The sequence below is a fragment of the Pseudomonas sp. FSL R10-1350 genome, from assembly GCF_009600525.1.
GTDB classification, from domain to species: Bacteria; Pseudomonadota; Gammaproteobacteria; order Pseudomonadales; family Pseudomonadaceae; genus Aquipseudomonas; species Aquipseudomonas helleri.
Window position 1 is genome coordinate 15,657 of sequence record NZ_WIVR01000011.1, and the last position, 20,838, is coordinate 36,494.

The window sequence follows — 20,838 nt, forward strand, 5'->3', positions numbered from 1 at the left end:
GGCGTGCCCTGTTTTTCAAAGCACCGCTTGTCTGCGGATCACTGCGTTCCCTGATGCTGCATATGCTCCTCCAGTGCCTGGGCAAAGCGCTCCATCTCTGCATGCAACGCATCCACACACGGAAGGATTAACGGCGGATCGCCCAATGCGCACGCGGCCTCAAGTTGCTCGCAACAACGCATCAAGCCTTTGGCCTGGACCAGGGCAACGCCGCCTTTGATCTTGTGCGCCAGCGCAGCCAGCCCTTCAAAATCATCGCTGACAAAAAGCTGCATCAACTGCGCAAGATCCTCATCGGTGCTGACGGCCATATCCGTCAGCAACTGATGCACCAGCGCGTCATCGCACTGAGCCAATTGTTGGAGGTAGGCCAAGTCAATTTCATCGCTGCCCTCGGCAAGAGGTTCGGCGTAAGACACGCTTTCAAGGCCAGGAGTTCCGGCGGCCAGGCCCAGACTCAAGTCCTGCAGGCTGATGGGCTTGAACAGACATTGATCCATACCGGCTTGCCGACAACGTTCAATTTCTTCGGGCTGGGCATTGGCCGTCAGGCCCAAAACAAGGCATGGCTCAAGCGCCCGACCGGCCTCATCGCTGCGTATGGCGCGGGCCAAATCGTAGCCATTCATGACCGGCATGTTGCAATCGGTAATAACCACGTCAAACCTGCCCGCGCGCCACGCCGCCAGGCCTTGAGCACCGTTCTCGGCATCAATAACGCGGTGTCCCAGGTAACTCAATTGTTGAGCCAGCAGCATCCGGTTGGCCGGGTAGTCGTCCACCACCAGAATGCTCATCGAGCCCGGCGAGGCCAGCCCTTCTACCTCGTCATCGGCCTGCCCGGCATCGGGTTCAAGGCGCGGCACGCTGAGGCTGATATCAACGTGGGTGCCTTTGCCCGGCTCACTGCTCATCTGAATCGTCCCGCCCATCATTTCGCAGAGCGTGCGGCAAATCACCAGCCCCAGCCCTGAGCCACTGCGCGCCGATTGATGATTGTTGCTGGCCTGAACAAACGGGCTAAACAGTCGACGCAGATCCTCCTCGCCAATGCCTGCTCCGGTGTCATCAACCCGTATACCAATCGCTACCTGCGACCCGTCAGGGTGAGGCTGCAAGGTCAACGTCAGGCGGACTTCACCCTGCTCGGTAAACTTGATGGCATTGCTCAGCACATTGGAAACAATCTGTTTAAAGCGCATTGGGTCGATCAACACGTCGATATCCGCCGCCGATGTAGCGGGTTCATACACCAGGCTCAGATGTTTCTGCCGTGCCAAACCATCAAACATACGCACGACCGACATCACCAACGCCTGCACATTGGCGCGCTTGGGGCTCAATGACAGATGCCCGGACTCAATGCGGGCGATGTCCAGAATATCGCCGATCAACTCCAGCAATTCGCGAGCAGCCCCCGACGCCACTTCAATGGCCAGTCGGTCCATCACGCCCTGATCGGCTTTTTTCATCGCCAGCTCAAGCATGCCGATCACCGCATTCATGGGCGTGCGGATTTCATGGCTCATGGTGGCTAAAAACGTGGTTTTGGCGCGATTCGCCTCATCGGCCTGTTGTTTGGCAATTTGCACTTGCTCCAGCAACTGCTGGCGCCTGGCGACACTGCGACGCAAATAGGCAATCCAGCCAAACGCGAGCAACAACAGCACTGCCGCAATGGCAAAACCCTGGAGAATCGCAGCCCGATTGCGCAACCAATAGCTTTCGCCTTCCGGCGAGTCATCGCGCCAGCGATTGGTCAGCACGCTCATGTCTTCAGGAGAAATACTCAGCAACGCCTTGTCCAGAACTCCATGCAGTTCAGGTGCATCGCGCGCGGTGGCAAAACCGATCTGTGCAGGCTGAGTGCCCACCGTACTGGTGATGTGCAACTGCCCGTTAAAACGCCGCGAAATCATGTAGCGCGCACTGATCAACGCGTTGATGGCGCCATCCGCCTTGCCTGCAACCACCATCGCCATGGCATCGGCAGCGTTGTCTGCCTCCAGCAATTGGATGCGGGGGTAGTGCCGCAATACAAACTCGCGCAACACATTGCCTCGCACCAGTACCAGGCGTTGCCCCGCCATCTCATCCAGCGTGTCAGGGCTCTCAAGTCGGGTAGAGGTCACCAGCACAAACGGCGTGGTCAGATAAGGCCGGGTAAACAGCAACTGCGCTTCGCGATAGACGCTAGGGGTGAAGGCGCCGATAACATCGGCTTTGCCGCTGCTGACGAGACTGATCAGGTCCTGCACCGAGTGGCCTTTAACCACCTCGAACTCAATGCCGGTGCGCGCGCTGATATTAAACAGCACATCGGCGCTGACGCCTTTAAACACACCCTGCTCGTCAATAAACGACAGCGGCAAGTATTGATCATTGATCGCCACCCGCAGACGCGGATGCGCATCTAGCCAACGCTGTTCACTGGCGGTCAGGTTCAGCCGCGAATGGCTACTCACTTGCGGCCCTTCCGAACTCCAGCGGCGCAGAATCGTCATCCGCTCACTGGCCGGGATCGCCGCCAGCCCCGCATTGACTATGCGCAGCAACCGGGCGTTATCGCGCGCCAGCGCAAACGCAAAAGGGCTGACATCGATGCGCGAGAAGTCGGCCAATTGCACATTGTTGAGGTAGTTTTTATTGATCAGGTAATTGGCGCTGATGAAGTCCCCCAGGTAAGCATCAGCCTGACCAAACGCCACAGCGCCAATAGCACTCAGTGTTGAGGGATAAAGCTGCAACTCGGCCTTGGGGTAAAACGCCCGGACTTCTTGCGGCGGCAAATAGTGATCTAGCATGGCCAAGCGCTTGCCTGCCAGATCAGTCGGCATCACCGGTTGGTTAGCGCTGCGCGTTACCAGTGTGGGCGAGTCGTCGGCATAGGCCTGGCTCAGCACCAGTGCGCGATCTTGCGCTTCAAAGCCGTTGGCGCTGCTCAGCAAGTCCAGCTCGCCGCGCTTGAGCGCGTTTATCGCCAGCGCCCTTGAGGCATACCGTTTAACGTCAACATTAACGTGCAACAACTCGGACAGTAGCTGCATGTAATCCGCCGTCAGCCCTTCAAAGTCCTGGTCATTACCGGTCATGTCAAAGGGTGCGTAATCCGGTGCCGAAATGCCCAGCCGCAAGGTGTCGTGCTGTTTAAGCCATTGCCAGTCGGGCGCCTCAAGCACCACGCTGTAGGCTTCAACATTTGAGCGGCCCAACAACTGCAACGACTGCACCGTCGGCTGCGCCAGTGCGTAAGGCCATCCCAGAACCAGCGACACGATCAACAGCCCGTGCCGCACAAAAAGCTTCATTTAAATCAAGCCATTACGTTTGGCAAACTCTGCCAGATAAACAACTGACTTCATGTTTAACTTTTCAATTAACCGTGCCTTATAGGTACTGATTGTCTTGCTGCTCAGGGTCATATCCAGTGCAATTTGTTTATTACTGATACCTCGAGCAAGTTGCTGCAAAATAGTTAATTCGCGGGCTGATAAACTTTCAATCAATTCGATGTCCGTCAATGTTGCATCACTGTTTCGAACCGAACTGATCGCCAAGTTAGGGAAAAACGTATAACCGTCCATGATCGTTCTGACCGCCCGTTGCAACTCGCTGAGCTCCTGGTTTTTTGTCACGAACCCTGCTGCACCGGCCTTCATGCATCGCTGCGAATAAAACAACGCCGCTTGGGAGGTCAGCACCAAAATCCGGCAGCTCAGCCCTGAGGCCTTGATCCGGCTGATCACCTCCAGACCGTCCAGACCCGGCATGGTGATGTCCAGGACCACCAGATCGACCGCATGCTGGCGCGCCAACTGCACCGTATCAATTCCGTTAGTCGCTTCGGCCACGACGGTGTAACCCTGATTCTCCAACAGGAGTCGCACAGCCGTGCGAATCAAGGAGTGATCATCGGCAATCAAGACTTTATACATTTGAACCCCTGCCAAAAACTGCCAATAACAGGACGTGGGCGGCTTTATCTATTTTTTTGAATAGATAACTCCGTAACTTCCTCATGATTAACATGCTTATGAATACAAGGGAAAGTATAGGATATTTCCTACAAACCTCCCGTGCGTCCTCACCGCTACTTGAACGCAACATCGCGATACCCGATTGAAATCAAGCCGCGAATAATCGCCATTCGGGTGCAACTTACGAGAAGGGAAAGTACCACACAGGATGTAGGAAATTTCTTAAATGATGGGGCGCGCCCGATATTAAATGCCTCCAAGGGGCATGGGCTGCGATCGTTACATGACCGCAGCCCACGCTTTGAAAGCCCTTATTGCCAGCCAAACTTACGGATGTAAAAGCCCTTAACCGCTTGGGTCAGCGCCATGTACGCCAGCAAAATCACCGGCAGGAAAATGAAGTACAGCGGTGGCAGCGCCTCAAGTTTGAAGTAGCTGGCCAGCGGCCCCATCGGCAGGAAAATACCGATGGCCATGATCACCCCGGTCATCACCATCAACGGCGTCGCTGCACGGCTTTGCAGGAACGGAATTTTCGGTGTACGGATCATGTGCACAATCAGGGTTTGCGTCAGCAGCCCGACCACGAACCAGCCCGACTGGAACAGGGTTTGATGTTCAGGAGTATTGGCCTTGAACACGTACCACATCAGGGCGAAGGTCAGCACGTCAAACACCGAGCTGATGGGCCCGAAGAACAGCATGAAACGTCCGACATCCGCTGGCTGCCAGCGTTGTGGTTTTTTCAGCATTTCGTCATCGACGTTATCAAATGGAATCGCGATCTGGGACACGTCGTACAGCAGGTTTTGTACCAGCAGGTGCATCGGCAACATCGGCAGAAACGGAATGAACGCACTGGCGACCAACACCGAGAACACGTTACCGAAGTTCGAGCTGGCGGTCATTTTGATGTACTTGAGCATGTTGGCGAAGGTGCGACGGCCTTCCAGCACGCCCTCCTCCAGCACCATCAGGCTTTTTTCCAACAGAATGATGTCGGCCGCTTCCTTGGCGATGTCTACCGCGCTGTCCACTGAAATCCCGATGTCAGCAGTGCGCAGGGCCGGGGCGTCGTTGATCCCGTCTCCCATAAAGCCCACCACATGGCCGTTAGCCTTGAGCAAACGCACAATGCGTTCCTTGTGAGTGGGTGTCAGCTTGGCAAATACGTTGGTGGTCTCGACCGCAACCGCCAGCTCGGCGTCAGTCATGCGCTCAATGTCATTGCCCATCAGCAAGCCTTGTTGCTCAAGACCCACTTCACGGCAAATTTTGGCCGTCACCAGTTCGTTGTCACCGGTCAGCACTTTGACTGCCACGCCATGCTCGGCCAGCGCTTTGAGCGCAGGCGCGGTGCTTTCTTTGGGCGGGTCCAAGAACGCAACATAACCGATCAGCGTCAGTTCCTGCTCATCTGCCAGGCTGTAGGTGTCACGGCCCGCAGCCATCGAACGCGCAGCCACCGCGACCACACGCAAACCTTCCTCATTGAAGGCCGCCGTTACCTGGCGAATACGCGCCAGCAGCTCGTCGCTGAGGGCTTCCTCCTGATCGCCGTGGCGAACGGTCTTGCACACCGACAGCACTTCTTCGACCGCGCCTTTGCAGATCAACTGGTGCGGCTGATCCTGCTCGGCGACTACCACCGACATGCGACGGCGGGTGAAGTCGAACGGAATCTCGTCAACCTTGTTGAACGCCGTGCCCACGTTCAATTCGCGGTGTACTTCCACATGCTCCAGCACCGCCACGTCCAGCAGGTTTTTCAGGCCGGTCTGGTAGTAGCTGTTCAGGTAGGCCATTTCCAGCACGTCGTCGGACTCTTCACCCCACACATCCACATGGCGCGCCAGGAAGATTTTGTCCTGGGTCAGGGTCCCGGTTTTGTCAGTGCACAGCACGTCCATCGCGCCAAAGTTCTGGATAGCGTCCAGACGTTTGACGATGACTTTTTTGCGCGACAGAAACACCGCGCCCTTGGCCAGGGTCGAGGTCACAATCATCGGCAGCATTTCAGGGGTCAGGCCCACCGCCACCGACAGCGCGAACAGCAACGCTTCAGTCCAGTCACCTTTGGTAAAACCATTGATGAACAGCACCAGCGGCGCCATCACAAACATAAAGCGGATCAACAACCAGCTGACCTTGTTAACCCCGGTCTGGAACGAAGTCGGCCCACGGTCGGTGGCCCCGACACGCTGGGCCAGCGCACCAAAGTAAGTGTTATTACCAGTGGTCAGGACCACAGCGGAGGCGGCGCCGGACACCACGTTGGTGCCCATGAACAAAATATTTTCCAGCTCCAGCGGGTTGATAGTCTGGCTGTCAGAGTGATGCGCAAACTTCTCCACCGGCATCGACTCACCGGTCATGGCCGCTTGGCTGACAAACAAATCCTTGGCGCTCAATACCCGGCAATCGGCCGGGATCATGTCCCCTGCCGACAACACGATCAGGTCACCCGGAACCAATTGTTTGATCGGCAACTCAATGCGTTGCGCACCTTTAATTAGCTGGGCTGCACCATAGAACTTGCCAAACATCGGTGACGCTTCTGCGCTGAAGTCCCGGCGCATGACCGTGGCGGTGTTGCTCACCATCGCCTTGAGGGCGTCGGCTGCTTTGTTCGAACGGGCTTCTTGCCAAAAACGCAGAAGGGTCGACAGCACCACCATGGTGCTGATCACTACTGCCGCCTGGATGTCATCGGTGGCCAGCGAGACCGCCGCGAGCAAGGTCAACAGCAAGTTGAACGGGTTTTTGTAGCAGTGCCACAGGTGCACCCAGCGGCTGAGGGGCTGCTCGTGTTCAATCTCGTTGAGGCCGTGGCGGTCACGCAGTGTCTGCGCTTCAGCTTCACTCAAGCCATCGGTATGGGTGCCGAGCTTGTCGATCAACGCCGCGCTTTCGGTGTTGGCCGAAGCCACCAGGGTTTGCGCCAGGGTAGGTGGTACTTCACGGCTGACCGTGGTGTTGGTCAGGCTGTCGAGCAAGGCCAGACGGCGAAAGTGCCGTCCAATGTGGCGAGTGCGTAGAAAGCCTGCGAAGAACTCTTTCAGGGTGTGTTTCATGGTGCTACTCCTGCGCTGCCTGCGTAGTCACCCTGTTCAGCGTGATTACCCAGGCAGCCTTAAACTCGAACCGTCATTCATTTTTTAGTCTCGGTCAGCGGGCCTGATGCCCGCCGTCAATTATTGGCGTACACGCAACCAGGTAAGGCTGGACGGTGCTGGCGACGGCGAACGGGCGTAAAAAAGTGCTTCATGGTGCTTCCCCTAACGGTCAACGCAGCCTTGAAGAAGGCACAGCCGAACGTGCGCCCCGTGCCGAAGGCACGCGCGAACGTCGTGTTGCACTGCGCAACACGTTTCAGTGTCTGGGAGAGGGCTTCGGGTTCGGGGTCACAACCCCGTTCAGGATGCCGCTGCTCGCTGGTCAGCAAGCGACGACAGGGGAATCTGCGCGTTAGCTTGCCGAGAATGTGCCGGTCTTCAAAACCGGCCGACTACTGTCACTCGAACTGTTACCCACTTAGGATCTGCGCTCTTGATGAAAACGTGGAAAGCTTACTCCCGGCATTTCGCTGAGTAAACCGCAGGAAAGCTTGCGTTTTATGAATCAGATGTATCTTCAGGAAGGGTTCAGTTTGCGCGTACCTACATCTCTGCGTAGTCGTTGACGAGCACCGCGAGGCTACGTCCGGCTGCATAGCAGTCGTAAATCAGGTAACCGCAGTCTTTCAGTAAAGACACAGGTTCGGGATTCACGATCGCTGCGCCATCGGACGTAGCCTCGCGCTGCGAGTCAACGACTACATGGTTATATCGCCGCCGCCAACACCCGCTCATCCGTCAGGCTGCCCTGCTTGTGATGTTGGTCATGGGCGTACAACGAAGCGCAGATTTCTTGCGCGCGTATCGGCAATACCGACAGCAAGGTGTCACTCAAACCATGGCTGGCCTGGCAAAAACCCTGCATATAGATCCCGGCCTTGCAGCGCTTGTCCGTGACGATCCGGTAGTCGCGATCCACCTCAAAATCACCCAGGTATTGCGCCAGCGGCGCCAGCAGGTGACGGTGCATTTGCCGCTCATAGCCGGTGGCCAGAATCACTGCATCGTAGTGCTGCTCGCTGACATCACCGCTGGCGCTGTTGCGCAAGACCAGCTTGACGCCCTGCTCGTCTGAGGTTGCACTTTCAATGCTGGTCAGGCTGTGGAACACATGGCGGGCAATACCGGACACTTTCTGACGATAAAAAATGCCGTAGATGCGCTCGATCAAGTCGATGTCCACCACCGAATAGTTGGTGCTCTGATATTCAGTGATCAACCGCTCGCGCTCAGCAGTGCCCTGCTGGTACACCAGATCGGTGAACTCCGGCGAAAACACTTCGTTGACGAACGGGCTGTCGTCCGCCGGTTTCAACGCCGAACCGCGTAACACCCAATCCACCTGCGCCGACGGGTAGCTGTCGTTCAGGTCGATAAACGCTTCGGCAGCACTCTGCCCGCCCCCAATGATTGCAATGCGCATCGGCTGGCCATTAACGCAGGGCTGACGGCTCATGCGCTCAAGGTACTGCGAGTGATGAAACACCCGCGCATCGTCTTTCAACGCCTTGAAGGCGGCCGGAATGCGCGGCGTGCCCCCGGCGCTGACAACCACTGAACGCGTCGTGCGCACATGGTGCTGGCCCTGGCTATCGCGGGAGATAACCCGCAGCGCCTCAACCTGCTGCTGGTGCAGCACCGGCTCGATGGCCAGCACTTCTTCGCCATACCGGCTTTGCGCTTCAAAGTGTGAAGCCACCCAACGCAAGTAGTCGTTGAACTCCATCCGGCAAGGATAGAAGGTCCCAAGGTTGATGAAATCAACCAGACGATCGTGGGCTTTAAGGTAATTGACGAACGAATAAGGGCTGGTGGGATTGCGCAGCGTCACCAGATCCTTGAGGAAGGAAATCTGCAACTCACTCTGGGTCACTAACGTATTGCCGTGCCAGCGGTAGTCCGCCTGCTTGTCTAAAAACAGCACATCCAAGGGACCGTGCACCTGCCCGCTCTCTTCCAGGGCGATGGCCAGGGCCAGATTGGAAGGCCCGAAACCGATGCCGATCAGATCATGAACGACGGCCGAAGCGATTGCCTGTGTCATTTCCAGTGTCCTCTGGATTGCCCCTCAACAGAGGGATTAAAAAACCCGTAACCCGACTGTTCTGTGACAGATCAGCAGGTCGTCTGTTGAGTAGGGACGAGGACACGGAAAAAAAATTTAAGACTTGTCCCACTGCCGAATTCGAATCCGGCAATGCTTCATGGCATTTACGATGTGCTTCTCGACCACGCTGCGCGACACGCCCAGGCGTTCGGCGATCTCAACGTGGGACAAGCCTTCCAGCTTGCGTAGCAAAAAGCTCTCACGGCACGCCGCCGGCAATTCCGAGAGCGCCTGCTGGATCTGTTGCAGGCGCTGATTCTGGTCCATCAGCAGCTGTGGCGACGGGCTGAAAAAACGCTCTTCGCTGTCCAGCACCTCCAGCGGTTCAGACTGGCGCAAGGCGCTGCGGCGGTGACCGTCGATCACCAGATTAAGCGCGGTGCGATACAAAAACGCCCGTGGCTGTTCAATCGGCTCATCGCTGGTGCGCTCCAGCACCCGTACATAAGCGTCATGCACCACATCTTCTGCCGCTTGAGCGTTGCCCAATCTGGCACTCAAAAAGCTCACCAGTTCGCGATAGTAGTTTTCCAACAGGACTCCCGGCCGCAGCAGCGCGGCAACATTCCATGAGCGCAGAAACAGACCGAATGAGTAAGCGGCATGATGATGGCACTTTTGCGGCCGTAATTTATAGTAATTCTCATATAGATTTAAGGCCTGTTGAAAAAACAGCCTCGAAATATTTAGTCACAGACACAGGATTAAACGCCTAAATATCTAGCTAAATCCTTCGTTTACTCAACAGCTCCCCGTGTTTGTCGATTGCTCGACAGCGATTGCCCCGGGCTTTTTGTGCCAGTGCAACGAAGACGGGCCGATCCCCATTGGCCGGAACCCTGAATGAAACGCCCTCGACAGACCCGCCGTGCGCTCTTTGTTGCCCTGTTTTTAATGCTGGTTGTCGCATTGGCGGCATGGCCCTTTTTGACCACTGGCCGCGACGCTTATGACACCGTGCCCATTACCCGCGGCGACATTGAAAGCAGCGTGACGGCGCTGGGCACACTGCAACCCCGACAATATGTAGACGTGGGCGCGCAGGCTTCCGGGCAAATCAGGACGATTCACGTTGAGGTCGGTGACGAGGTTAAAGAAGGCCAATTGCTGGTCGAAATTGACCCGTCCACTCAAAAAGCCAAGCTCGACGCCAGCCGCTATGCCGTTGAAAACCTCACGGCCCAGCTCCAGGAACAACGCGCTTTGCACGACCTGGCCAAACAGAAATACCAGCGCCAGCAAAACCTCGCAAAAGGCGGCGCTACCCGCGAAGAAGACATTCAGTCAGCACAGGCTGAAGTGCGAACCACCCAGGCCCGAATTGACATGTTCCAGGCGCAAATCCGCCAAGCCCAGGCCAGCCTGCGCAGCGATGAAGCCGAGCTGGGTTACACGCGCATCTACGCGCCCATGGCGGGGACCGTGGTCGCCCTTGATGCGCGCGAAGGCCAGACCCTCAATGCACAACAGCAAACCCCGTTGATCCTGCGCATCGCCAAACTCTCACCGATGACCGTATGGGCCGAAGTCTCTGAGGCCGATATCGGCCACGTCAAAGCGGGCATGCCGGCTTACTTCACCACCTTGAGTGGCGGTAATCGGCGCTGGAACAGCACCGTGCGGCAGATTCTGCCGGTCCCGCCCAAACCGCTGAATGAAGTCAGCCAGGGCGGCGGCAGCCCGGCCAGTTCGGGCAAAAGCGGCAGCGCGCGAGTGGTGCTGTACACCGTGCTGCTGGATGTCGACAACAGCGACCAGGCGTTGATGGCAGAAATGACCACGCAAGTGTTCTTCGTTGCTGATCAAGCCAAAGACGTGTTGCTGGCCCCGATTGTCGCGCTTCAAGGCAGCACCGAGGGCAATCGGCAAAGCGCAAACGTGGTGAGCAAAAACGGCAAGATCGAACACCGCGACATTCGTACCGGCATCAGTGATCGCCTGCGCGTGCAAGTGCTCGAAGGGCTAAACGAGGGCGATCACTTGCTGATCGGCCCGGCCACCGGCAACGGAGGCTAAATGCGCACTCCCCTGATCGAGCTGCAAGACATCCGCAAGGTCTACGGCGGTATCGACACGCCCGAAGTTCACGTGCTCAAAGGCGTCAGCCTGTCGATTCAAGCTGGTGAATTCGTCGCCATTGTCGGCGCGTCGGGCTCGGGCAAATCCACCTTGATGAACATCCTTGGCTGCCTCGACCGGCCCACCTCAGGGCGCTACCTGTTTGCCGGCGAAGACGTTGCCCACCTCGCCAGCGATGAGCTCGCCTGGCTGCGCCGCGAGGCGTTCGGCTTTGTCTTTCAGGGCTACCATTTGATCCCCTCGGCCTCGGCCCAGGAAAACGTCGAAATGCCCGCCATTTACGCCGGCACTCCAGCGGCCGAGCGGCATGCCCGCGCCGCCGCCCTGCTCGACCGCCTGGGCCTTGGCACACGCACCGGCAACCGTCCGCATCAACTGTCGGGCGGTCAGCAACAACGCGTATCGATTGCCCGCGCGTTGATGAACGGCGGGCACATCATCCTGGCCGACGAACCCACCGGTGCGCTCGACAGCCACAGCGGCGCAGAAGTCATGGCGCTGCTCGATGAGCTGGCCAGCCAGGGCCATGTGGTGATCCTGATTACCCACGACCGCGAAGTCGCAGCGCGGGCCAACCGGATCATTGAAGTGCGCGACGGCGAGATCATCAGCGACTGCGCCAATGGCACCGCAGCAGCGGCCAGCGAAAACCCCAAAGCACTGCAAGCGATTGACTTGCGCCAGCGCCTGAATGAAGGCAGTGAAGCCCGCGGCGCCTGGAAAGGCGAATTGGTCGACGCCCTTCACGCGGCCTGGCGAGTCATGTGGATCAACCGTTTTCGCACCGCCCTGACCTTGCTCGGCATCGTCATCGGCGTGGCATCGGTGGTGGTGATGCTGGCTGTCGGCGAAGGCAGCAAACGCCAGGTCATGGCCGAAATGGGTGCGTTTGGCTCCAACATCATCTACCTCAGCGGCATGTCACCCCGCCCCCGGGCGCCGCTGGGAATTGTCACGCTCAATGACGTGGCCGCGCTGTCGACCTTGCCTCAAGTAAAGATGATCATGCCCATCAACGGCGCCGAGATCGGCGTGCGCTATGGCAACGTCGACCACACGATGTACACCGGCGGCAACGGCATCGACTTCCCGGCCATTTTCAACTGGCCGGTGGTGCAAGGCAGCTTCTTCAGCCAGGCCGATGAAGACGCCGCAGCCGCCGTGGCAGTGATCGGTAAAAAGGTCCGCGACAAGGTCCTCAAGGACGTGCCCAACCCCATCGGGCAATACATCCTGCTGGAGAACGTGCCGTTTCGCGTGGTCGGAGTCCTCGCTGAAAAAGGCGCCAGCTCAGCAGACTCAGACAGTGACTCGCGCATCGTGGTGCCCTACTCCGCCGCCAGCGTGCGTTTGTTCGGTACGCACAATCCGGAATACGTGGTGATTGCTGCCGCCGATGCGAGCAAGGTCAAACAGACCGAAAAATCCATCGAACAATTGATGCTCAAGCTCCACCACGGCAAGCGTGATTTCGAGATCACCAACAACGCCGCGATGATCCAGGCCGAAGCCAAAACCCGCAACACGCTGTCGTTGATGCTCGGCTCAATTGCCGCCATTTCTCTGTTGGTCGGCGGCATCGGGGTGATGAACATCATGCTGATGACCGTGCGTGAGCGCACCCGTGAGATTGGCATTCGCATGGCCACCGGTGCCCGCCAGCGTGACATTCTGCGCCAGTTCCTGACCGAAGCCCTGATGCTGTCGGTGGTCGGCGGCCTGGCGGGCATCACCCTGGCCTTTATCATCGGCGGGGTTTTGCTGCTGTGTGATGTGGCCGTGGCATTTTCAATGGTTGCGGTCTTCGGCGCGTTTGCCTGTGCGCTGGTGACCGGCGTTATTTTCGGTTTTATGCCCGCCCGCAAAGCTGCCCGGCTTGACCCGGTCACGGCCCTTACCAGTGAATGATCGATTGATGAAGCCGTCTTTGAGTCTGTTGACCACGTGCCTGTTGCTGGGCGCGTGCAGCCAAACCCCGCCGCGCGACGCGCACCCGGTGCAACCGCCCCCGGCCTGGCAATCGTCCCACACGCAGGCCAGCCAACTGAGCAGCCAGCAATGGTGGAGTCATTTTCATAGCCCGGCCCTGGACCGTCTAATCGCTCAAGCACGGGTCGGCAGTTACGACCTGGCCGCAGCCATTGCCCGCGTCCAGCAAGCCCGCGCCACAGCCGTTATTGCTGGCGCCCCGCTGCTACCCGAAGTGAAGTTCGCCAGCAGCGCCAACCGTGAAAAACTGCTGCGCGGCAAGGGTTACAGCCAATTGGACGCCACCGACAACAACAAGGCAGTGGACTCCTTTGACGCCAACCTGACGGCCAGCTACGAAGTGGACTTTTGGGGCGGCAAAGCCGCAGCCCGTGACAGCGCTCTGCACACGCTCAATGCCAGCGAGTTTGACCAGGCCACCGTCGAGTTGACCTTGCTCAGCGGTGTCGCCACCAGCTACGTGCAAACCCTGGCCTTTGACGAGCAACTGCGCATTGCGCGGCTCAACCTGACCAACGCCCAAAGCGTCTTGCACGTGGTTCAGACCCGCTATGACGCAGGCTCTGCCACGGCCCTCGAGCTGGCTCAGCAAAAAAGCCTGGTAGCTGCTCAACAACGGCAATTGCCACTGATGGCCCAGCAAGCTCAGGAAGCCCGTATTACCCTCGCGGTCTTGTTGGGCGAACCCGTGCAACGCCTCACCTTGGGCGACACAGCATTTGCCCAATTGCAGTGGCCAGACATCGGCAGCGGACTGCCCAGTGCACTGCTGAGCCGACGCCCCGACATTGCCAGCGCCGAGGCCAAACTGGCCGCGGCCTCAGCCGATATCACCGTCGCGCGTGCGGCCATGCTGCCCAGCCTGACCTTGAGCGCGACATTGGGCTCAGGCGCGGACCGCTTTGGCGACATGTTGCGCAGCCCTTTCTACAACCTGACGGCCGGGTTGGCCGCACCGATCTTCAACAACGGGCGCCTCAGCGCAGAACGCGACAAAACTGTGGCGCGTCAGCAGGAGCTGTTGCAAACCTATCGCGGGAGCATCATCAGCGCCTTTGCCGACGTTGAAAAAGCCCTCAACAGCGCCAGCGGCCTGGACCAGCAACGGCAATGGCAAGACGAAGAACTGCAACAGGCGCAACAGGCCTTCGACATTGCCCAAAGCCGCTACAAAGCCGGCGCCGAAGTCATGCTGACGGTACTCGAAACCCAACGCACGCTGTATCAGGCACAAGACCAGCACGTGCAACTGCGCATGGCTCGCTTGCAAGCCAGCATCGCGTTATACAAAGCGTTGGGCGGGGGCTGGCAGGTGCAATAACAACCAAAAGATCGCGATGTAGGAGCGAGCTTGCCTCGCGATCTTTTGATCTTCCCTGGGGCTCACACGGGTTTAACCACCAAATGCCGCGCATACCACGGCCGACGCGGTACCCGGCGCAGCAAGTCGTCAATTTTCTTCTCATCGCCAAAGGTAATGCGCAGCGCGAGCTTCATGGTTTCCGGGTCCATCTCGACGCTTTTGCCCACACTCAACCCCGGTGTGGTGCTGCAACCGTGGGTGTCCGGGCCTAACCACGGGTCATCAACTTCCACCCAGCGCCCCGGCGCAAACCACGGCACACCGTTGACCTCCAGACGCGTCAACTCGCCGGGATGAAACCGTTCGTGGGCACGAAACCAGTCCTCCAGACGATCATCGATCCAGCCATGAAACCGCCAAAACACCGGGTTGATATGAGACGAAAACGGGTCGCCCAGAAAATCGTTTTCCGCCACGTACCAACGTGCCGCGAAGTCTGCCGGATCCCGCGCCAAGGGTACTGGCGCGCCATTGGACGGGTCACGTGGCACCGACGCCCAGCGCATGTGCAACCAGTCATGCAGGCCCAGCTCTACCTCAGAGCCGAATTGACCCAAGGTCAGCGTCGACAGATAGCGCGGGTCCCTATAGCGTGACTCCCAGACTTCGAAGTTGCTGTGATACGTCTCGGCCTGTTTGATGTCACTCAGCCATTGGGTGTAGGTGTCATCGCCTTCTGCCAGCCAGGTCGGCGGCAAGGCGCTGCCATCATGGTTGTCGAAATAACGGGCAAATCCGGCCCGGTCGCGTTCAAGCTCGGGCTGCGGCATCGGGAACGAAGGCCACGACGGCAAGTCCTGCATCGAGCGTGCAGCCATCAGCATGTGCCGGTGCATGAAAAAAAAGTCGACGCCCGACCCGTTACGGTCTTTACGAGGGCCACGCGCATCGCGCTCCCTGTCACGCTGACCGGGCTGCCAGCCAATACCGCGCAGCGCATTGCGCTTGTCCTCGGACAGCTCATGCCAAGTATCACGCGAGGCATGCCACAGCTGGTGGAACAAGCGGTGCTCAGGCGATACCAGCCAGTCCAGCAATGTGGGGTTGAGCGGGATACGTTGCCGGGCCTCGGGAAAGGTGCGCTTGAGCGCGACAAAACGGTTGTCTTGCTCGGGCAACGCCAGTGCTCGGTCCAGACGCTGCACACGGCCACTCAGGGTGCCACTGCCAGCGTTGCCGAACATGCCCCAGACCTCATCAAGACTGAAACTGAACTCGTAATCTGGCTGACCGTTGGCGGCGGCGCTGCGGGTCAGGCGCCAGTACATGTGCTTGGGGTCCGGCTCAACCAGATCAGCCAAAATGCGATAGCGCGGCGTTTGCTCACTGTGCAGCACCTGTGCTGTGTCCAGATAACCGCGCACCCCACGCCCACGCGGCGCAATATCCAGCCACACTTCAAGGTCATCCGCAGGCAAACCGTCCAGCCCGGCATCACGGCCAGTGAAACGGATCGTCCACAACCCACGCAATTGATCGGCGATCTGCTGGCCCGCCGTGTCCGCCAAATCGACAGTTGCTTCACCGGGCGTAATCGGCTCATCGACCCGGGTCAGCTCGCGATGCCCAAAATACACCGCAGGCGCTGCTGCGCCGGTGATCGCCAAACCAGCGATAAACCATCGTCGAGAAATCGTCATTGCACTACCTGTCCAAGCCTGAATGCAGGCGTTATCCAAGCTAGAACGTTTGCTCAACGATGAAATTTAACTCGCACGGGGATCATTCATTCATGCCTTGCGGTCAAGATTGCTTTGCGTGGGCTATGGTTTTTCCCACCGCTCAAGCCGTAGATACTCAACCCATTCTTACGACCACCCAGGAGTTATCCATGACAGTCCCAGCATTCGGCCTCGGCACCTTCCGCCTCAAGGGCCAAGTGGTTATTGATTCGGTTACCAACGCCCTTGAACTGGGCTACCGGGCAATCGACACGGCGCAAATTTATGAGAACGAAGCCGACGTCGGCCAGGCCATTGCCAGCAGCGGCGTTGCGCGTGGTGAGCTGTATATCACCAGCAAAATCTGGGTCAGCAACTTCACTAAAGACAAGTTGATTCCAAGCCTCGAAGAGAGCCTGAAAAAACTGCGCACCGATCACCTGGACCTGACGCTGATTCACTGGCCTTCACCCAAGCATGAAGTACCGGTCGCAGAATTTATGGGTGCACTGCTACAAGCCAAGAAACAAGGTCTGACCAAGGCCATCGGCGTGTCCAACTTCACCATCGCGCTGATGAAAGAAGCGATTGCCGCGGTGGGTGCCGAGAACATCGCCACCAATCAGATCGAACTGCATCCGTACTTGCAGAACCGCAAAGTGGTGGAGTTCGCACAAAGCCACGGGATCCATATCACCTCATACATGACCCTGGCCTACGGCGAAGTGCTGAAAGATCCGGTGATTGTCAAAATTGCCACACGCCACAACGCCACCCCGGCACAAGTGACCCTGGCGTGGGCGATGCAACTGGGTTATTCGGTAATCCCGTCGTCAACCAAGCGCGCCAACCTTGAGAGCAACCTCAAGGCACAATCGGTCAAGCTGACCGCAGAAGACATGGCGCAGATTGCCAAGCTGGACCGCGGGCATCGCCTGACCAACCCGCAAAGCGTGGCGCCTGAGTGGGATTAAACGCTAAACACCTGTAGCCGCTGCCGCAGGCTGCGGCTACCGGGTCAATGCACACCAAAGCGCTGCAATTGCATTTCTTGCAAGCGGCTCAAGGTCCGGCGGAAAGCGAACTCCAGGTAGCCCTGGGTATACAACTGGTCCATCGGCACTTGCGCCTCAATACACAGCGGTACTTTGCGGTCGTAGCATTCGTCGACCAGCGCAATAAATCGCCGCACGCTGTCGTCATAGATCGACAACTGCGGCAGATCGCGATCACCCGCCTCGACCTTCACCGGTCCATCTTCCGTACCACGGGCGATCTTGCCTTCGCGTTGCTCGGCACTCAGGCAAGGCACGTCGCTGAGCAAAATCACCGTGTATTGATCACAGATCTGCATAAATTCCGTGGCCGCCAACGGCTGCTCACACAATTCATGAAAGCTGCACCACAACACTCCCGCACCGGCCCGCACAACGTTCACTGAGCGATGGCCTACAGCAATCGGAGCATCCGAAGTTTCCTGCCCTTTTGTCAGTTCCGTGAACACCTGCCCGATCACACTCGACTGATCCGCTGCTTTCACCCAATAACGTTGTTGCGCAATGCCGGGGTGCAGACGATGGTCTTCAGCGCCGTCCACTGACACGATGTCCATGTGCTTGAGAATGGCGGTGATCGCGGGGGCAAAACGCTCTTTATTGTGGCCGTGGCTGTACAACTGTTCTGGCGGCAAGTTCGAGGTGCACACCAGCACCACACCCTCGTCAAACATCACTTGAAACAGCCGCCCGAGAATGATCGCATCACCAATGTCATTGACGAACAACTCGTCAAAACACAGCACTTTCAGTTCCTTGCCCAAGTCCTTGGCGATGATCTTGAGCGGGTCGGCGACGCCGGTCAGCTGAAACAGCCGTTGATGCACCCATTGCATAAAGTGATGGAAATGCTGACGCCGCGCCGGGACGCGCAAGCTTTGGTAAAACTGATCCATCAGCCAGGTTTTACCTCGTCCGACCGGCCCCCACAGGTACACGCCTCTGACCGAACGAGCCCCTGAGTGCAAAGCCTCGTGACAGCGCTGCAACACCTGCACCGCCTGCCATTGCGCAGGATCCTGGACAAAACCTTGCTGTTCAACGGCCCGTTGCCAGGCACTGAGGGGGGACTCGACATTCATTGTTGGGTTTGGCTCCTGAATCAGACGCGGCAGTATGCCAGCGGTTTTTGTCCGACAGGCACTTAAACGATTAATTGCTGAACCAACCCTGCGTAGGAGCGAGCTTGCCTCGCGATCTTTTTGACGATCAAAAGATCGCGAGGCAAGCTCGCTCCTACAGGATTGTTACCGATCCTGCATAAGTGCATGGCAGCATTCGGTCTTTAACCTGCCCGGCAAAACCTTATGATTGAACCACCCCCTAGAAACAACATTGAAACAGGGCACGGTACTTCGTGGCAGACACACACTCAGTGGTCTGGCAACTTCTACCGCCATCCGGCACTTGAAGTCAGTTAGTCGTGATTGTTTTAAGGTCTTATTGAAAATGAAACGTTTGATTGCACTTGCTCTGATGGGTCTGTCTACTTTGGCGATGGCCGACGACCTTAAAGTTGCACAACCCCAACCTGCCGTTGAGCAATACACCTACGCCACCGACCTGGACATCGCCAAAGTCATTAATGTGTCGCCTGTCGCCGATGTGTGTGGAGTAGTTCCGGCAAAAATGACGTACGAAGACCATCAAGGTCAGCGTCACATCATCGAATACCGCGTGATGGGTAACGGTTGCACCAACGGCTAACACCCGCAGCAACCTCAGCCTCATATCAGCCCCCGCTTGACGGGGGCTTTTTTATGGGTGGGCTCACTGCGATACGCCTCAGCAAACACCTCGATAATCAACTTGCGTGGGGAGCGTTTGATCAACGCCTTGACCTTGGCGCTCAATCGGAGCAACTCGGCGCTGGGCTTGGCCCATTGCTCGGGCGGCAACGGCTCGGACCATTCACGCATCGCCTCGGGCAGCGCTTTGCGGCCGACCTTGGCGATGCGTTTTATCTCCCACTCAACCAAATGGTTGGGCAAGGTCCATAACGTCATGACGTGGTAGACGTACCAAAAAAAGCCGTAGACCCACCCCACTTCTTTCTCGCGGATACGCCGATGCAAACTGGCGCGAGCATTGCGAAACGTGTGCAGACCTTCATGGGGCGGGTCGCCGGGAGCCTGAAGTTCCAGCGGATCCTGGATGGCGTGCAGGTCGTTGAGTTCGTACTCCATATAGCCGCGCACGGCCTCCCAATTGGCAATCGCCAGTTGCAGGCCACCACACTGGAACTCGACGCTGACCAACTCGCCCTCATGCATAAAGCCCATGCCCATCCCGTAGTGGCGGGTCACGCCGTATTGCGTCGCGCTTTGACCTTGAACCACCCAGGCAGACAAGGATTCCCAAGGGACGAACAAGGGTTGTGTGGCGCCGTCAGGCATAAAACAGACTTCGCGGCGCTGGCGGTTAAAGCGGGTGGGAATGACTTTGGTGAAGAGTTTGTGGTGGTGGAGCCAGATGCAAAAAGCCATGACTAAAAAGAATCCTCCTCCGAAGAGGCCCCACTTCCAGAACACTGCAAAGGTTCCTTGAATCGAATCTAAAATATCCTCACTACCCAATCCTAAAGACGCCGCTAATAATCCTGTTGAAAGTGGAAATACAAAAGAGACTAAGCATGCACAGCTAAATGGCCCACCCAAATTTACTTGGTACGAGAAAACATTCGGCTCACCCCCACCAAAGTCCAAATAAATATCGTTGTAATCACTGATATAGGGGCAGCAAGGTTCTGCCGCTGTCGGCAGTGGTAAAGGGGCCAAATAGGTTTGTCGCCCAACAAGACATAACTCTATGTCACCCGCTTTTTTTTGTGGGGCTTCATTTGATTGTTGAGGTGATGTCGATATGGAGGAGGTCATTGCAAAGGCTCCATTGCCATGACATCAACCCCCAACAAAGGCATTTCTACGCTCGATTCGAAATGCTGCTTCGCCGAGAGAAAGCGTCCACCTTCAAGAGGATTGAAGCGAATACGGTAATTACGCCGGACCAACTGCCCCTCGTCATCTAACGACTGGAGCTCAAGCTCAATCAATAACTCCTCGGAAATATTGCCGATAGTGCGTTCAGGATTGCGTGGATAAGTCAGCTTGATCAATAAGGGTGCTGACCCGCTCTGTTCTTTTTCGGGCTTGCTCACCATTCGATACAACCCTGCCTGCACCTGCTCCACGGCAAAAGCTCGCCCCCCCTCAAATAAACATTTGATTGCACTTACTCCCATGGGGCTGTCTACCTAGACATCACTAAAGTCATTAACGTGTCGCCTGTGACCTATGTAGGTGAAGTAATTCCGGCAAAAATGACTTATGAAGACTATCAAGTGTGGGAGCGGGCTTGCTCGCGATGCTCTCAAGAGCGCCTCATTTACTCGGCAAATACGCATCATCGTTAATGACCATCGCGAGCAAGCCCGCTCCCACAGAGGCAGAAATTGCATAAGTGAACAGCATTGCCGCATACCGGGGGCTCTG

At 57.4% G+C, this 20,838-nt stretch carries 15 protein-coding genes; 6 read left to right on the forward strand and 9 right to left on the reverse strand.

Annotation, left to right across the window (positions count from 1 at the left end):
- Positions 1–38: 38 nt before the first annotated feature.
- From GHO25_RS07805 to GHO25_RS07825, 5 genes are all read right to left on the reverse strand, one after another.
- The gene (locus GHO25_RS07805; RefSeq protein ID WP_153390473.1) at positions 39–3,308 is read right to left on the reverse strand and encodes a transporter substrate-binding domain-containing protein; all 3,270 of its coding nucleotides are present in this window, start codon (positions 3,306–3,308) and stop codon (positions 39–41) included.
- Positions 3,309–3,935: a response regulator transcription factor gene (locus GHO25_RS07810; protein WP_048373160.1), complete on the reverse strand. Its 627-nt coding sequence runs from the start codon at positions 3,933–3,935 to the stop codon at positions 3,309–3,311.
- A gap of 353 nt (positions 3,936–4,288) precedes the next feature.
- Positions 4,289–7,051, reverse strand: coding sequence for a magnesium-translocating P-type ATPase (gene mgtA, locus GHO25_RS07815; protein ID WP_153390475.1), 2,763 nt, complete (start codon positions 7,049–7,051; stop codon positions 4,289–4,291).
- Between the two features lie 748 nt (positions 7,052–7,799).
- Positions 7,800–9,137, reverse strand: a complete 1,338-nt coding sequence (locus GHO25_RS07820; protein ID WP_153390477.1) for a lysine N(6)-hydroxylase/L-ornithine N(5)-oxygenase family protein — start codon at positions 9,135–9,137, stop codon at positions 7,800–7,802.
- A 117-nt stretch (positions 9,138–9,254) separates the two neighbouring features.
- A complete protein-coding gene (locus GHO25_RS07825) occupies positions 9,255–9,734 on the reverse strand; it encodes a sigma-70 family RNA polymerase sigma factor (protein WP_048373154.1) in 480 nt (159 codons plus the stop codon).
- Between the two features lie 309 nt (positions 9,735–10,043).
- On the opposite strand from GHO25_RS07825, the gene GHO25_RS07830 reads away from it, so the two are divergent.
- The 3 genes from GHO25_RS07830 to GHO25_RS07840 are packed head-to-tail and all read left to right on the forward strand — an operon-like array spanning position 10,044 to position 14,589.
- Positions 10,044–11,216: an efflux RND transporter periplasmic adaptor subunit gene (locus GHO25_RS07830; protein WP_153390479.1), complete on the forward strand. Its 1,173-nt coding sequence runs from the start codon at positions 10,044–10,046 to the stop codon at positions 11,214–11,216.
- Positions 11,217–13,187: a MacB family efflux pump subunit gene (locus tag GHO25_RS07835; RefSeq protein WP_153390481.1), complete on the forward strand. Its 1,971-nt coding sequence runs from the start codon at positions 11,217–11,219 to the stop codon at positions 13,185–13,187.
- A gap of 7 nt (positions 13,188–13,194) precedes the next feature.
- A complete protein-coding gene (locus GHO25_RS07840) occupies positions 13,195–14,589 on the forward strand; it encodes an efflux transporter outer membrane subunit (RefSeq protein ID WP_153390483.1) in 1,395 nt (464 codons plus the stop codon).
- Positions 14,590–14,651: 62 nt separating this feature from the next.
- Here GHO25_RS07840 and GHO25_RS07845 read toward each other — a convergent pair whose 3' ends face one another.
- Positions 14,652–16,271 carry a PvdJ/PvdD/PvdP-like protein gene (locus GHO25_RS07845; protein WP_153390485.1) on the reverse strand — a complete coding sequence of 540 codons (1,620 nt, stop codon included), beginning with the start codon at positions 16,269–16,271 and terminating at the stop codon, positions 14,652–14,654.
- A 191-nt stretch (positions 16,272–16,462) separates the two neighbouring features.
- Here GHO25_RS07845 and dkgB point away from each other — a divergent pair, with 191 nt between their 5' ends.
- Positions 16,463–17,266 (forward strand): 2,5-didehydrogluconate reductase DkgB, encoded by an 804-nt coding sequence (dkgB, locus tag GHO25_RS07850; RefSeq protein ID WP_153390487.1) that lies wholly within the window; start codon positions 16,463–16,465, stop codon positions 17,264–17,266.
- A 44-nt stretch (positions 17,267–17,310) separates the two neighbouring features.
- On the opposite strand, the gene zapE is transcribed toward dkgB, so the two are convergent.
- The gene (zapE, locus tag GHO25_RS07855; protein WP_153390488.1) at positions 17,311–18,429 is read right to left on the reverse strand and encodes a cell division protein ZapE; all 1,119 of its coding nucleotides are present in this window, start codon (positions 18,427–18,429) and stop codon (positions 17,311–17,313) included.
- 367 nt (positions 18,430–18,796) lie between these two features.
- On the opposite strand from zapE, the gene GHO25_RS07860 reads away from it, so the two are divergent.
- Positions 18,797–19,054, forward strand: coding sequence for a DUF2790 domain-containing protein (locus GHO25_RS07860; protein WP_153333633.1), 258 nt, complete (start codon positions 18,797–18,799; stop codon positions 19,052–19,054).
- Positions 19,055–19,074: 20 nt separating this feature from the next.
- Here GHO25_RS07860 and GHO25_RS07865 read toward each other — a convergent pair whose 3' ends face one another.
- Positions 19,075–19,833, reverse strand: coding sequence for a hypothetical protein (locus tag GHO25_RS07865; RefSeq protein ID WP_256677177.1), 759 nt, complete (start codon positions 19,831–19,833; stop codon positions 19,075–19,077).
- A 386-nt stretch (positions 19,834–20,219) separates the two neighbouring features.
- Positions 20,220–20,588: a hypothetical protein gene (locus GHO25_RS07870; protein WP_153390490.1), complete on the reverse strand. Its 369-nt coding sequence runs from the start codon at positions 20,586–20,588 to the stop codon at positions 20,220–20,222.
- Between the two features lie 18 nt (positions 20,589–20,606).
- On the opposite strand from GHO25_RS07870, the gene GHO25_RS07875 reads away from it, so the two are divergent.
- Positions 20,607–20,759 (forward strand): DUF2790 domain-containing protein, encoded by a 153-nt coding sequence (locus GHO25_RS07875; protein ID WP_178110029.1) that lies wholly within the window; start codon positions 20,607–20,609, stop codon positions 20,757–20,759.
- Positions 20,760–20,838: the final 79 nt, after the last annotated feature.

Excerpts from the sequence above, each read along its gene's own strand:
- GHO25_RS07870 (WP_153390490.1), bottom strand. The coding sequence starts at position 20,588 with ATGGGAGTAAGTGCAATCAAATGTTTATTTGAGGGGGGGCGAGCTTTT.
- GHO25_RS07845 (WP_153390485.1), bottom strand. The coding sequence starts at position 16,271 with ATGACGATTTCTCGACGATGGTTTATCGCTGGTTTGGCGATCACCGGC.
- GHO25_RS07830 (WP_153390479.1), top strand. The coding sequence starts at position 10,044 with ATGAAACGCCCTCGACAGACCCGCCGTGCGCTCTTTGTTGCCCTGTTT.
- GHO25_RS07820 (WP_153390477.1), bottom strand. The coding sequence starts at position 9,137 with ATGACACAGGCAATCGCTTCGGCCGTCGTTCATGATCTGATCGGCATC.
- GHO25_RS07840 (WP_153390483.1), top strand. The coding sequence starts at position 13,195 with ATGAAGCCGTCTTTGAGTCTGTTGACCACGTGCCTGTTGCTGGGCGCG.
- GHO25_RS07865 (WP_256677177.1), bottom strand. The coding sequence starts at position 19,833 with ATGGCTTTTTGCATCTGGCTCCACCACCACAAACTCTTCACCAAAGTC.
- GHO25_RS07805 (WP_153390473.1), bottom strand. The coding sequence starts at position 3,308 with ATGAAGCTTTTTGTGCGGCACGGGCTGTTGATCGTGTCGCTGGTTCTG.
- dkgB (WP_153390487.1), top strand. The coding sequence starts at position 16,463 with ATGACAGTCCCAGCATTCGGCCTCGGCACCTTCCGCCTCAAGGGCCAA.
- GHO25_RS07835 (WP_153390481.1), top strand. The coding sequence starts at position 11,217 with ATGCGCACTCCCCTGATCGAGCTGCAAGACATCCGCAAGGTCTACGGC.
- GHO25_RS07810 (WP_048373160.1), bottom strand. The coding sequence starts at position 3,935 with ATGTATAAAGTCTTGATTGCCGATGATCACTCCTTGATTCGCACGGCT.
- mgtA (WP_153390475.1), bottom strand. The coding sequence starts at position 7,051 with ATGAAACACACCCTGAAAGAGTTCTTCGCAGGCTTTCTACGCACTCGC.
- GHO25_RS07860 (WP_153333633.1), top strand. The coding sequence starts at position 18,797 with ATGAAACGTTTGATTGCACTTGCTCTGATGGGTCTGTCTACTTTGGCG.
- zapE (WP_153390488.1), bottom strand. The coding sequence starts at position 18,429 with ATGAATGTCGAGTCCCCCCTCAGTGCCTGGCAACGGGCCGTTGAACAG.